General features: G+C 36.5%; 1 protein-coding gene. It reads right to left on the bottom strand.

Annotation, left to right across the window (positions count from 1 at the left end):
- On the bottom strand, window positions 1-249 hold a 249-nt coding region (locus IEQ44_RS18735), incomplete at both ends, for a tetratricopeptide repeat protein (RefSeq protein ID WP_193639463.1).

Here is a 249-nt window from a genome sequence, read left to right as displayed (position 1 = left end):
GCCTTATCGTAATCATTCTGAACTATATAATACCCGTATAATTCATCTAAAAACCACTCATTATCGGGGTCTTTACTTACGGCTTTTTTTAAAGCGTCTTCGGCAGCGCCAAAATTTTTAAGCTTCATATAAGTTTTACCTAGCTCGAAATACAGTACAGGCACTGAATTGTCGATATCGACACACTTAAGTAAGGCCTCAATCGAACGATCATAATTTTCGATGCTTTTCTGCTTTAAAGCCTCATAA

Origin of the sequence: Nocardioides malaquae (assembly GCF_015070385.1) — a bacterium.
GTDB classification, from domain to species: domain Bacteria; phylum Actinomycetota; class Actinomycetes; order Propionibacteriales; family Nocardioidaceae; genus Nocardioides; species Nocardioides malaquae.
Note: the sequence above shows the minus strand (reverse complement) of the source record. Positions and strands in the feature narration are given on the sequence as shown.